Raw genomic sequence first — 12959 nt, 5'->3', positions numbered from 1 at the left:
GTTTTAACTCTTGATGAAATTATGCCAAAATGTGATCAAGGAGGGATTCATTATGCCAAGCAGTATTCATGATCGTGCCGTTCTACATAATGGTGTTCAAATGCCATGGATAGGGCTAGGAGTCTATAAAGCTGAAGATGGTGATGAAGTCATCCAGTCCATAAAGTGGGCGATTGATGCAGGTTATCGAAGCATTGATACAGCAAGCCTTTATAACAATGAAGCGGGCGTGGGTCAGGCAATCGCTGAATCAAATGTTCCAAGAGAAGAACTCTTTATCACAACTAAAGTTTGGAACACTGACCAAGGATACGAAAAAACCTTAGCCGCCTTTGATGCCAGTTTAGAAAGACTAGGCTTAGATTATGTGGATCTATACTTAATTCACTGGCCAGTGCCAGGAAAGTACAAAGAGACATGGAAAGCACTAGAGAAAATCTATAACGATGGACGAGCTAAAGCGATCGGTGTTAGTAATTTCAAACAGCATCATCTTGAAGACTTGATGAATGATGCAGAGATAAAACCGATGGTGAACCAAGTGGAATACCATCCTCGTTTATCTCAAGAAAAATTGTTGGTATTCTGTAAAGATCAAGGCATTCAACTTGAAGCATGGAGACCTCTTTTAAAAGGAGAGATCTTTGAGGAACCAACCTTGGTAGAGCTTGCTGATAAATACAATAAATCAGTTGCTCAGATTATTTTACGCTGGGATCTTCAAAACGGAGTAGTTACGATACCTAAATCGGTAACACAGCATAGGATCGAAGAAAATATCGAACTCTTTGACTTTGAATTATCAAATGAGGATATGACGCGTATCTCTGCGCTTAATCAAGACAAACGTAACGGCGCAGATCCGGATGATCCGGAATTTTATAAACAGTTTGAGTAAAATGAGTGAAAGTCTTCCTGTTGTTAGGAAGGCTTTTTTTGTGGATTAGTACTTATAGGCCGTAAACAAACATTTATAAGCCTTCAAAATAATTTATAGTCCCTAATGATAAATTTATAGTCCTTCAAAAAAATTTATAGGCCATAAAAATCAGTTTATAGGCTTTTCGACAAAATCGACCGTTTCATTTTGACACCTTCATGATTTCATCGTGTTTTAAATCATAAGAATCGGGAAAAATGATAAACGTAATGTAATGAAAGGGAGTGTAACAATGACAAAACGAGTATTGATCGTCGTCACAAATCATCAAAACATCGGTAATAACAAGACAGGGCTATGGTTAGAGGAGTTTGCGGTTCCTTTCAACGAGTTTCGTGACAAAGGATATGATATTACGGTAAAAAGCATTAAAGGTGGAGATGTTCCGCTAGATCCGAACAGTTTAGAAGGTGTGGATAAAGAAACTTATAAGGAAGCACTGGCACAGCTGGAAGGAACTGCAGAACTTACTTCTGAAGATGCGACGAGCTATGATGCGATCTATCTACCGGGCGGTCATGGTACCGTATTTGATTTTCCAAAGAGTGAGGCTTTAAAAGAAGTAGTAAGTCAGATGGCACAAACTAATAAAGTAATCGGTAGTGTTTGTCATGGTCCTGCTGGACTTACAACGGCAACACTTAAAGACGGTACACCAATCGTAAAAGGAAAAACAGTTACAGCCTTTACGGATGAAGAGGAAGAAGAAATGAAGCTAACGAAAGAAGTACCATTCTTACTCGAAACAAAGCTTCGTGAACTTGGCGCAGAGTTTCAACGAGCAGGAAAATGGGAAGATTTCGCGGTAACAGACGGCACACTTGTTACAGGACAGAATCCTCAATCGAGTAGAAGTGTAGCGCTTCGCATGATTGATGTGTTGGACAAACAATAGAAGTTTATTCGAAAGGACCAGCCTAGAGCTGGTCTCAGTTCTGTGAGGACTTCCTTGGTGAAAAGGAAGTCCTTTTTGTGTTTTATGGTGGTGAGAGGCGAGTTATCGGTGAAAAGAGACTTCGTTCAGGTGGTTATTACCATGTTACCGGTCGTCGCGACGTTTTTTCAGGTGGTAAGAAAGCATTTACCGGTGAACGCGTAACAGAAATAAAAACACGTACCGTAAAAGACATGCATTTATTCTGAAACTTCTATTTTTTCACTTTCGTATGTAATATTATGGTAAGTAGGTGATAGGGGGATGAAGTTATGGAGGGTTTTGAAGAACCAGGATTTGGCGGCAGCGGAGATTTGATGTTTGATATCGTTCCCATTTTTATTGGTGCTGTCTTTGTAATCGTTATCAGTGTTTTTGTGATTGTCATCGTAAAAGGAATCAGTCAATGGAGTAGCAATAACAAGCAGCCTGTACGATCCGTCGCGGCAGAAGTAGTTACGAAAAGGAGTGAAGTAAGCGGTGGTTCTAATGATACGTCTGCTTCCACATGGTACTATGTCACGTTTGAGGTAGAGAGCGGGGACCGAATGGAGTTTCATGTTAAGGCACAAGAATATGGCACGTTAGTTGAAGGTGATAAAGGAACACTCACTTTTCAAGGAACACGTTATTTAGGCTTCGAACGGAATAGGCAATCCCACTCTCTATAAGTTGAGGATACAAACATATGAGGAAATTAAATCAAAGTGATCATGAGAACATAATGAAACTTCTGGGCAAGAAGCCCGCAGAGAACCTGTTTACGTTGTGGGGAATAGAATCATATGGGTACGAAGCGGATATCCAGACGCTTTGGGGTCAGTTCGATTCCAAAGGTGATTTAATCGCTGTGCTGTGTAAATTCAAGAACAAATATACACCGTACTGGGAAACGGAATGTAATCTACAGAAGTTTGCGGACATCATCAATACAGATACCAATGAAAAAGAAGTGAATGGAATTGAACGCTTAACAAAAGAGATAGAACCATTCATTACAGACGGTTACGATAAACGCGAAAGTTATTATTATGCAAAATGTGATCCCAAGCCAGATCTCAACCGTTCAGATTCAGTCAGATGTATAAGCAAAGAAGAAATTCCTCAGCTCATCTCTTTTTATCAAGAAGTTCCTGAATTTAAGAGGGAGTATAATCCGGAATCATTTATTGATCAGATGAATAATGGATGGTCTAGGATATTCGTGATTAAAGAAGATAACAAGTTGATCTCATCAGCATCTACCGTTTGTGAGACATCTGTAGCCGCCATGGTATCAGGTGTCTGTACCCTGCCTGAGAAAAAGGGAAAAGGATTGGCAAGCATCTGTATAGAACACTTGATGTATAACCTTTTTCAAGAAAATAAGACACTGTCATTATTTTATGACAACCCAGAAGCTGGTCGTATCTATAAAAGGTTAGGCTTTAAAGACATCGAAAAATGGACAATTAATTTCTGTAAAGAAAGGAACAACCAAAATGACAACTAGTCTAGATAGTTATCAAAAAAGTGTATTGAACGCATTTTTAAACAAAGACGGGCGCTTAAAGAACATCCCTTCTCAAAAGAAAAAGAAATTAGTGGTCTTAGAATACTTCGTTCAGCAATTGAACGACAATCAGTCCTATACGGAACGAGAGATCAATGAATTTATCAAGACGTATCATGAAGATTTTTGTACCATTCGCAGAGAATTTATAGTGAACGGATACATGGACCGAGATGCCGGAAATTACATAAAAAGAGACGAAACACTTTGGACAAAGTGGCAAGAGCTTAAGTAATAGTTAGAAAGAAGTGAATAAAAGTGGAGACTGGGCTATCGAATGAAAGTCTTTGGACTCATTTAAAAGAAGAGGTAGAAACCCGTTTTGATTTTGAAGTATATAAAGGTACACCGATCAATCGTGGGTGGCTCAATCAAAAACGGAAGATCGAAACGAATCAAGGCATTTTCCTAATAAAGCAATACAATAAAGAGCGAATGAAAAAGTACGATCTTCAAACGATACAAACTGCTCTTCGTACACAAAATAGATTGTTCTCACAAGGATTAGCTTGTCCGGAACTCTTGTTATATAAAGGTGATCTTTTACAAAAGTCTTCACAAGGTGAGCTCTTTACTGTTATGGGATTCATGGGAGGAAGCCTAATCTCATCAGGCGATCTTTCGAGTGACCAGATGCAATCTCTTGGTGAGGAAGTTGGAAGGCTTCACACTTTATTGAATGATGGAACATTATCAGCAAAATCAGAAACGATATTCAAAATTCCTTCTATAGAAGAACGTTTGGAGTATTGGCAAAGTGAAATACATAAGTGTGATGAACAAGGATTAGATCATATCCGTTCTTTAATGGAACTTCAAAAGACTGCAACCTTAGCATTGGATATCGAGCAGTTTAATCATCTCACTCCTGGCTGGTGTCATCGCGACCTTTGGGTAGATAACTTGCTCTTTTCCGAAGATCATTTGTCGGCGATTCTCGATTTTGATCGGATGAACTATGACTTTTTAGAATTGGATATCGGGAGATTGATCATCTCAACGTGTCTGAAAAATAATACGCTAAATCGTGAAGCTGTCCAGGCATTTCTTAAGGGATACAATAATACAAATGAATTATCAATTGAAAGATTAGTGATATCTCTACGATTCGTTTGGTACATGGAAAGTACGTGGTGGATCGATGTCGTTCCTCATGAAGGAGAGCCTCCCAAAAGGTTTCAACAAGAAATGGTCTGGTTAGCTCGTCATCTGCAACAATTAGAAAACATGATGAACAGGGAAAAAAGAAATAACATTCATGTTTTAACAAAGTAGCTTAAGGGAAATTCCTCATTAACAGATTAGAGGAGTGGTTGAGTGGAGACGAAACAATTATGTTTGCTGAAAAAAGAAGATATGACGAATCCTGAAAAAGTACCAGCATGGGTTATTGAAGAGTATAAAACCTTTCATGAGACGGTGACAAATAAGACCTTTCCTTGCTATTTTGGAATGGCCGCTGAGAATAAGGGAGAGCTACGTTATGCGTATGTGACGCATGATGATTGGTCGAACCTGCCTGAAGCGATTCGAGAATTCAACAAACTTTTTGACGCACCTAAATTGATTCGTCACGGATTATTTGTGTTTGTTGAGCCGGAAAAAGAAGAGAAAGACATTCCGTATTACCGTGATTATTTTTGGAAGATGCTTCAGTCATTGCACGAAACAGATAATCAACCTTGGCCAGAACATATACCGAAAGATCCGGACCACCACTTATTCGCTTTTTCATTTGATAATGAGCCTTATTTTGTATTCGGGAACGCACCTGCATACAAACAAAGAAAAACAAGAGATCTTGGTAACAGCTTAGTTCTCGGATTCCAGCCTCGACGAATCTTTGAAGGCTTAGAAGGAACATCTCCAGGCGGAGCGATGTCTCGGGAGAAAGTTCGTGAGCGTGTAGAGAAGTGGGATAATCTTCCGAAGCACCCGAACATCAGTCATTATGGAGACCCGGAACACCGTGAATGGAAACAGTATTTTATTGGAGACGACGTTGAACCGATAGCTGGAAAATGTCCGTTTCATCATAAATAAAACGTGAAAAAGGACTCTTATTTGAGTCCTTTTTTATCTGTCCATTCGTGCTCTAACATACTGAATAACAAAGAGTCACGCCAACCGTCTTTAAGTAGGATAGATTCACGTATTACTCCTTCTAACTTCATGTCTAGTTTCTTCAAAACCTTTTCTGAAGCTTTATTTCTAGGATCACATGTTGCAAAGATGCGATGAAGTTGCAGATCATCAAAACCAAACTTCAGCAAAAGCTGCCCTGCTTCCGTTGCAAATCCCTTTCCCCAATAATCCGGATGAAACACATAACCGATCTCACCGACACGATTTGTTAAAGAGGTAATCTGTAATTCTCCAGCTCCGATCAACAGGTTTGCTTGCTTTTCAACGATTGCAAAAGCATACCGTTTTCGAGGATTTCTGTTTGCGTCATTAATCACTTCATTTACATACGCAATAGAGTCATCTTCCTGATTCGGTCCCCAAGGCTGGTATTGAGAGACAATATCTTGCGAGGCATATCGGTGAACCGCCTTCCAATCTTCCACAAGCATCTCTCGAAATCGAATTCTATCTTTTTGTAGCATCTCACCACACCGTCCTTAAATTAGACTCTTCGATAGATTTTACATGAAAAGTTAGCCCACGCTTTTTTGAGTTCATTAATTTGGATCACTTGCCACGGGTTAAACATCGTTTGGCCATGTTTGTTAAAGGCATGTTTTTCACTTAATAGGTAAGCAGCATGTACAGCTAGGTCTTGCTCATTAAACCATACCCATACATCTGTGGCTTGAACAGAAGAAGTAACAATGTGACGATAGTGGTTTTTCTCTAATAGATGGAAAAAGGGTTCAACCTGCATCCAACACATGATGTCATCGGTAGAAGAACGAATAGCTGAAGCGACAGCCGCAAGACAGTTTGGACCGTTTTTTTCTGGAAAAGTGTCCATGTATGGGTATAATTCTGGGTATCGAGTTTGATAGCTTTCACGTATTTCTGGTTCTAAAGCATATTCCGTAATCCAATCATCTGCGTAGTTCATCAGGATAGCATGTTGAACGTCTTTTGATACTTGATCCCAGTTGGACTTTTGAAGAATCACAATATCTTGGAATGAAGCACCTTGTTTTAAAATTTCCAGTTGGTAATCGGTGTCTGGCAAATTTACATTCTTCAATAGATCCTTTAATTCATCTTCTGTAAAAACAAGTCCTCTACTTAGTGCTTTTTGTTCTGCTATTATCTTTTCCTTTTCTAAAGTGGTTAGAGCATGAAAATCTTCATTGGACATCACACTTATAAATTTAGCTTTTTTGTCGATAGACCACGTAAGAAAAGAGGTTCGAACGTCGAGTGTAAACGCAGTTTGGTTTATTTCTGTTATTTTATGAGAAGGAAAATGTTCTGGTTTACTCCTAAAATAAAAAAAATCAAGAACGGGCACAAAAATTCTATTCCACTTTTCCAATGTTTCCTGAGAGATAGCATATCTTTTTATAGTTTTCATCCGTACTCCTAATTAATGATAATTGCTGAAAATATGATAATCTTATAGTATCAGTAATTTACATATGTTAGTAGACTAAGAGAGCAAATTACGTTAGATGAAAGCGGGAGAATTAAAAGTGAAATTAAAAGATATGGCTAGGAAAATGGCAGCTATTTATAAAGAGAATAAAAAAGTGCAGGCTGTATTATTGGCAGGGTCTGTGTCAAGAGGCTGGGAAGACAAGCACTCGGATATCGAACTGAATATTTTCTGGTCTGAGCCTCCGACTGATGAAGATCGAATGTTTCCTATTCACGCGATAGATGGATCGATCATCGAGTTTCATCCATATGAAGAGGAAGAATGGGCAGAAAGCTATTTAACGCCTCAAAATATAAAACTTGAGATTAGCAGTTTCTTAACAACTACAGCGAATACGTGGATAAAAGAAGTAGTAATAGATCATGAAGTGGATTACGGCAAACAGTGCATGGCATCATCTGTATTCTATGGAGTAAGTTTGTACGGAGATCGAGTGATCACAGAACTGAAAAAAGAAGTGGAAGTGTATCCAGATCAATTAGCACAAAACATGATCGAAGAAAATCTAGCTTTATGGAGTAGGTGGAACAACCGTTATGCTCTATTAGATAGGAACGAGTGGATCATGTTGTATGATCTGATGGTGGGTGTACAGAAGAAACTTCTCGGAACATTATTCGGTTTAAATAAATTGTATATTCATCATCCATCCTTTAAGTGGATGCACAAATACAGCGAGATCTTCACAATAAAGCCAGATCATTTAGATGAGCGACTATCCCGTATTCTTATTCAAAATGTTCATGAGAGTATAAAAGAGTTAGAACTGTTGATCGAAGAAGTTTTTAACCTTGTGGAGAAGCATTACCCTGACCTTCCATTTTTAGCAGCTTACAAAGAAAAGATGAGGTTTGTTCGACCGGAAAATAAAGGCTGATTCCAAGTATAAAAAAGTCGTTATTCATACACAATAGGAATAGCCATCCGGGTGGATTCGTCTTCTCGGGTGGTTTTTATTTTTACAGGACGCTCACCGCTGCCCCGCGGAAAGCGAGCAACTTGTAACGGAAATCAACTGCTCTCAAATCTAACAATGAGTACCCGCAACAGCCTTTTTTAAAAATAAAGTTTAATTGTTGACAAAATGAGGTAAATAGAATATAAATAAATTAACAATAAACAATTTGTTAATTAAAAAGGAGGGGCACTATTGTCTAACAAGCAAGCTTTGAAACAATACGACATCAAAAAATATCGTACACCAGATGGTTACACTTCCGATATTTGTGTCTTTACAATAATCTCAGAAAAAAATGAGGCGTATAAACCTCCTACGATGGATCTTATGATCATGTTGATCAAAAGAGCGGCTCTTGATTCAGAAGGAAATATGAACATTGAGGCAAACAAGTGGGCGATTCCTGGAGGTTTTGTGCAAGACAATGAAACCGGCTTTCAAGCAGCTAAACGAGAGCTAGAAGAAGAGACGAATATCTCAGGCATTCATATTAAACAATTTGGCGTTTACGACAAACCAGGCCGCGATCCTAGAGGATGGATCATCTCGAACGCTCATTATGCGATTGTTCCTGATACGTATCTATCGCTAAGAAAAGCACAAGATGATGCAGCTGATATCGAACTGTTTTCTATAAAAGAAGTATTGAACCTGAATCTAGCGTTCGATCATAAACAAATCATTGCAGATGCGATCCAAGTCATCACAAACGATCTGTTGCAAACAACTGTAGCTAAGAATTTCTTGCCTGAAAACTTTACGTATTCTGAACTTCAGGCTGTTTTAAAAACCGTCACGAATGATCCTGCTATTTTAAGTGATCAATCATTTTCAAGAAAGATAAAATCTCTCCCTTTTATTCAAGAAGTGCAAGGAAAAACAACAACAAGAACGTCGAAGAGAGCAACGAAACTTTATAGATTCATTGAGATGGATGTCATAAAGCCGATCTATACTGCACGTTATTAATTGAATTTTTTTAATGATAATAATTAACGAATTGTTAATAGTTAAACAAACACAATTAGGAGGCAATTATTATGAAAAAAGCGTTGATCAATATTGACTACACATTTGATTTTGTGGCAGATGAAGGTGCACTAACTTGTGGGAAACCAGGTCAGGATATTGAAAATGAGATCACTTCTATTACGGAACAATTTATCAATAACGGTGATTTTGTTGTTTTTGCTATTGATCAGCATCATACCGATGATAAGTTTCACCCGGAGAATGAGCTTTTTCCTCCACATAACATTGAAGGTACACCAGGTCGAGAGCTTTATGGAAATCTTCAAAAAGTATATGAAACACATAAAGCGGAATCAAATGTTTATTGGATGGATAAGACCCGATACAGTGCCTTTGCGGGAACAGATTTATTAATGAAGCTTCGTGAACGTGGTATTACAGAGGTTCACATCGTAGGAGTGTGCACAGACATCTGCTGCCTTCATACAGCTGTCGATGCTTACAATGCCGGACTTAAGATCGTTGTTCATGAAAAAGCAGTAGCGAGCTTTAACCAAGCAGGGCATGAGTGGGCATTAGGACATTTTAAGAGCTGTTTGAACGCAAAAGTTATCTAAATCACTCTCTTGGAGGTAATGAAAATGAACAATAAATATGCTGATGATAGTTTAGCGCTGCACACAGATCTTTACCAGATTAATATGGCTGAAACATACTGGGAGGACAATATTCATAATAAAAAGGCTGTATTTGAAGTCTTCTTTCGTAAACTTCCTTTCGGGAACGGATATGCTGTATTTGCTGGATTAGAGAGAATCATAGATTATCTGAAGAATTTTAAGTTTACAACAAGCGATATCGATTACCTTCGGGAGAAACTAGGGTACGAAGAAGATTATTTGGAGTATCTGCAGCGAATAAAATTTACGGGAACTGTTCGCTCTATGGTGGAGGGAGAACTGGTTTTTGCAAACGAACCGATCATACGAATAGAAGCACCATTAGCAGAAGCTCAGCTTATTGAAACGGCTATTTTAAATATCGTAAACTACCAGACACTTATTGCTACAAAAGCATCCCGCATTAAACAAGTGGTTGGAGAAGAACGAGTGATGGAATTTGGAACACGCAGAGCACAAGAGATGGATGCAGCGATTTGGGGAACAAGAGCCGCGTTTATCGGTGGATTTGAAGCAACGTCTAATGTAAGAGCAGGAAAGCGATTCGGCATACCAGTCGCAGGTACCCACGCGCATGCTCTCGTCCAAACGTATCGCGATGAATATACGGCATTTCATAAATATGCCCGCCGTCACAAAGACTGTGTGTTCTTAGTCGATACGTATGATACGTTGCGCTCTGGAGTGCCTACAGCGATAAAGGTCGCTAAAGAACTAGGAAACAAGATCAACTTTAAAGGGATTCGCTTAGATAGTGGAGATCTTGCTTACCTTTCAAAAGAAGCGAGAAAGATGCTTGATGAGGCAGGATTCACAGATACAAAGATTATTGCTTCAAATGATTTAGATGAGAATACGATCATCAATCTAAAAGCGCAAGGTGCAAAAATAGATTCGTGGGGAATCGGTACAAAATTGATCACCGCTTATGATCAGCCAGCCCTAGGAGCGGTCTACAAACTTGTCTCTATTGAAGACGATCAAGGGAATATGGTAGACACGATCAAAATCAGCGGAAATCCTGAAAAGGTAACGACTCCTGGTTTGAAAAAAGTGTATCGAATCATCAATACACAGAATAACAAATCTGAAGGTGACTACATTGCGCTGGACAACGAAAAGCCCGAAGAAGAAGCTAGACTAAAAATGTTTCATCCTGTGCATACGTTTGTCAGTAAATTTGTTACAAACTTTAAAGCGAAAGAGCTTCATCAAGATATTTTTGTAGAAGGTAATGTTGTCTATGAAAGTCCTACTCTTAAAGAGATACAGATCTTTGCCAAAGAGAATTTAGAAGTATTATGGGATGAATACAAACGTACGATGTATCCCGAGGAGTATCCAGTTGATCTTAGTCAGGCGTGCTGGGACAACAAGATGAAGAACATTCAAGACGTGCAAACAAAAGTACTTTCATTAATCGGGGAAGGAGAATCTCACAATGGGTAAGATTGGAATCTATGGCTCATCTTTTGACCCGATAACGAATGTCCATCTATGGACCGCTAGTACCGTTGCACACCGCTGTAAACTAGACAAAGTGATCTTCCTTCCATGTTCAAGTAAACGAAAAGATAAAACGATGAAAACGTCTGATACCCATCGTTGGGAGATGCTCCAACTTGCAATCTCAAATAATCATACATTTATAGCCGATGATCATGAGATGCTTCAAGAAGCTTGGGAAGTATATACGTATTACACGATGGAACATTTCAAACAAAAATATCCTGATGATGACGTGTATTTCATTATGGGAGCAGATCTGCTGGTTGATATTGCTGATGGTAAGTGGAAGTATGATGAGAAGTTAATCTCAAGCAATAAATTTATTGTGATGGCAAGGGATGAAATTAATATGGTTAAAACGATCTCGCGTTCACCCATCCTAAGAAATCATGATAATGGAACAAGATTTCATCTGATCGATAAAGGGCTATCTATGGAAATTAGCAGCACTTATATCCGTGATGAATTTGCTAAGGGTGGGGAGCCAAGGTATCTGTTGCCTGATGCTTGTTATGAATATATAAAAAAACACGAACTGTACTCTTCTTGATGAGTGGTGCAATCCTAACAACAGCTGCCTCTAAGGTACTCTGAGAAGTACCTTAGAGGCAGCTGTTTTTTGCATTTTCCTAAATATTTTTAAAAGAAGTTAACTTTCAGCCATTTTTGGAAAAAATAGAAATAAACTAGTGAAAGATGCAAAAAACGTTTACGGGACTATTGATTTAGGGAAGAGCCTTATAAATACCTTATGAGCGTATGGAGGATTATAGATGGCTACCGTAATTAAAGGAGAATACAAACACGTGAACTGTGATAGTGAATATGGCACATTAAAGAAAGTGATTGTGTGTGAACCAAGATATATGAAGATCGATGAAATAATTAATGAAACACAGCGCCATTTTGCAAAAGACAACATCAACATGAAACGAGCGATGAAACAGCATCAACACTTCGTGGACACGATGAAAGCACACGGTGTAGACGTTTATAAACTTCCTGCGATGGAAAAATTTCCCGAACAAGTTTTCACGCGTGACATTGGATTTACAATCGGTGAGACGGTATTCGTATCACGTATGGGGAGCAATATACGCGATGGAGAAGAGAAAGTATTAAGAAACTGGTTATTAGAACATCAGATTAATCTATCTTTGATCGAAGGTGACCGAATTGAAGGCGGAGATGTAATCGTTCATGGCGATACCGTTTATATCGGAGTGAGTGGCAGAACCTCTGAGGAGACCATTCAAGAACTTCAATCACAGCTGCCTCATATGAATGTCGTTGCTGTACCATTCGATCCTATTTATCTGCATCTCGATTGTGTCTTTAACATTTTGTCTGAAAAAGATGCGTTAATCTATAAACATGCTTTTGAGGAAAAAGACTATCAGTTTTTAGCCTCAAAATTTAATGTGATTGAAGTGGAAAAAGAAGAACAATTCACGATGGGGACGAATGTTTTATCCATTGGAAACAAAAAGGTTTTAAGCCTTCCTGTAAATAAAAATGTTAATGCAGCACTGCGAGAGAGAGGGTACGAAGTTTTAGAAGTGGACATTTCTGAGATCATAAAATCAGGTGGTTCGTTCCGCTGCTGTTCGATGCCGTTATATCGAGAAGAGATGCATTAAATCGTTACCAAGTAGTCTTTGCCGGTGGGTAGACTGACATAGTCAATTGGGACATTAATAAAACACCTGTTAGGCTGCCATACTCCCCATTTCAATAGGGGTGTGGTAGCCTAATTTTTCTTGAATTCGCTCCTCATTGTAATACTTCATGTATT

At 38.7% G+C, this 12959-nt stretch carries 16 protein-coding genes; 14 read left to right on the top strand and 2 right to left on the bottom strand.

Features of this window, described 5'->3' with window-relative positions:
- Positions 1–52: 52 nt before the first annotated feature.
- The 8 genes from ACFS5O_RS19855 to ACFS5O_RS19820 all read left to right on the top strand — a co-directional run bounded on the left by ACFS5O_RS19855 (position 53) and on the right by ACFS5O_RS19820 (position 5469).
- Positions 53–898, top strand: coding sequence for an aldo/keto reductase (locus ACFS5O_RS19855; protein ID WP_205724198.1), 846 nt, complete (start codon positions 53–55; stop codon positions 896–898).
- Positions 899–1172: 274 nt separating this feature from the next.
- Positions 1173–1835 carry a type 1 glutamine amidotransferase domain-containing protein gene (locus tag ACFS5O_RS19850; protein ID WP_153239132.1) on the top strand — a complete coding sequence of 221 codons (663 nt, stop codon included), beginning with the start codon at positions 1173–1175 and terminating at the stop codon, positions 1833–1835.
- Positions 1836–1912: 77 nt separating this feature from the next.
- Positions 1913–2083: a hypothetical protein gene (locus ACFS5O_RS19845; protein WP_205724199.1), complete on the top strand. Its 171-nt coding sequence runs from the start codon at positions 1913–1915 to the stop codon at positions 2081–2083.
- A 63-nt stretch (positions 2084–2146) separates the two neighbouring features.
- On the top strand, positions 2147–2545 hold the full coding sequence (locus ACFS5O_RS19840) for a DUF2500 domain-containing protein (RefSeq protein WP_205724200.1): 399 nt from the start codon (positions 2147–2149) through the stop codon (positions 2543–2545).
- A 17-nt stretch (positions 2546–2562) separates the two neighbouring features.
- A complete protein-coding gene (locus ACFS5O_RS19835) occupies positions 2563–3366 on the top strand; it encodes a GNAT family N-acetyltransferase (RefSeq protein ID WP_205724201.1) in 804 nt (267 codons plus the stop codon).
- Positions 3356–3661: a DUF2087 domain-containing protein gene (locus ACFS5O_RS19830; RefSeq protein ID WP_205724202.1), complete on the top strand. Its 306-nt coding sequence runs from the start codon at positions 3356–3358 to the stop codon at positions 3659–3661. The genes ACFS5O_RS19835 and ACFS5O_RS19830 overlap by 11 nt, the downstream gene beginning before the upstream one ends.
- A 23-nt stretch (positions 3662–3684) precedes the next feature.
- Positions 3685–4701, top strand: coding sequence for a phosphotransferase (locus ACFS5O_RS19825; protein ID WP_205724203.1), 1017 nt, complete (start codon positions 3685–3687; stop codon positions 4699–4701).
- Positions 4702–4782: 81 nt separating this feature from the next.
- Entirely contained in the window at positions 4783–5469 is a 687-nt protein-coding gene (locus ACFS5O_RS19820; RefSeq protein WP_137790788.1) for a YqcI/YcgG family protein, read from the top strand.
- Between the two features lie 17 nt (positions 5470–5486).
- Here ACFS5O_RS19820 and ACFS5O_RS19815 read toward each other — a convergent pair whose 3' ends face one another.
- Both ACFS5O_RS19815 and ACFS5O_RS19810 read right to left on the bottom strand, forming a co-directional pair.
- The gene (locus ACFS5O_RS19815) at positions 5487–6035 is read right to left on the bottom strand and encodes a GNAT family N-acetyltransferase (RefSeq protein WP_205724204.1); all 549 of its coding nucleotides are present in this window, start codon (positions 6033–6035) and stop codon (positions 5487–5489) included.
- A gap of 20 nt (positions 6036–6055) precedes the next feature.
- On the bottom strand, positions 6056–6961 hold the full coding sequence (locus ACFS5O_RS19810; RefSeq protein ID WP_205724205.1) for a hypothetical protein: 906 nt from the start codon (positions 6959–6961) through the stop codon (positions 6056–6058).
- A gap of 118 nt (positions 6962–7079) precedes the next feature.
- Between ACFS5O_RS19810 and ACFS5O_RS19805 the strand changes: the two genes are divergently transcribed.
- The 6 genes from ACFS5O_RS19805 to ACFS5O_RS19780 all read left to right on the top strand — a co-directional run bounded on the left by ACFS5O_RS19805 (position 7080) and on the right by ACFS5O_RS19780 (position 12804).
- A complete protein-coding gene (locus ACFS5O_RS19805; RefSeq protein WP_205724206.1) occupies positions 7080–7922 on the top strand; it encodes a DUF4037 domain-containing protein in 843 nt (280 codons plus the stop codon).
- 273 nt (positions 7923–8195) lie between these two features.
- Entirely contained in the window at positions 8196–8972 is a 777-nt protein-coding gene (locus tag ACFS5O_RS19800; protein ID WP_205724207.1) for an NUDIX hydrolase, read from the top strand.
- Between the two features lie 71 nt (positions 8973–9043).
- The gene (locus tag ACFS5O_RS19795; RefSeq protein WP_205724208.1) at positions 9044–9592 is read left to right on the top strand and encodes a cysteine hydrolase family protein; all 549 of its coding nucleotides are present in this window, start codon (positions 9044–9046) and stop codon (positions 9590–9592) included.
- Positions 9593–9616: 24 nt separating this feature from the next.
- The gene (locus ACFS5O_RS19790; protein ID WP_205724209.1) at positions 9617–11104 is read left to right on the top strand and encodes a nicotinate phosphoribosyltransferase; all 1488 of its coding nucleotides are present in this window, start codon (positions 9617–9619) and stop codon (positions 11102–11104) included.
- Positions 11097–11714 (top strand): nicotinate (nicotinamide) nucleotide adenylyltransferase, encoded by a 618-nt coding sequence (gene nadD / locus ACFS5O_RS19785; RefSeq protein ID WP_205724210.1) that lies wholly within the window; start codon positions 11097–11099, stop codon positions 11712–11714. Before ACFS5O_RS19790 ends, nadD begins: the two co-directional genes overlap by 8 nt.
- 223 nt (positions 11715–11937) lie before the next feature.
- Positions 11938–12804: a dimethylarginine dimethylaminohydrolase family protein gene (locus ACFS5O_RS19780; RefSeq protein WP_205724211.1), complete on the top strand. Its 867-nt coding sequence runs from the start codon at positions 11938–11940 to the stop codon at positions 12802–12804.
- The last annotated feature ends 155 nt before the right edge of the window (positions 12805–12959 follow it).

This window comes from Fictibacillus nanhaiensis, assembly GCF_042686385.1.
GTDB classification, from domain to species: domain Bacteria; phylum Bacillota; class Bacilli; order Bacillales; family Fictibacillaceae; genus Fictibacillus; species Fictibacillus nanhaiensis.
This window is presented reverse-complemented; position numbering and strand designations above follow the sequence as displayed.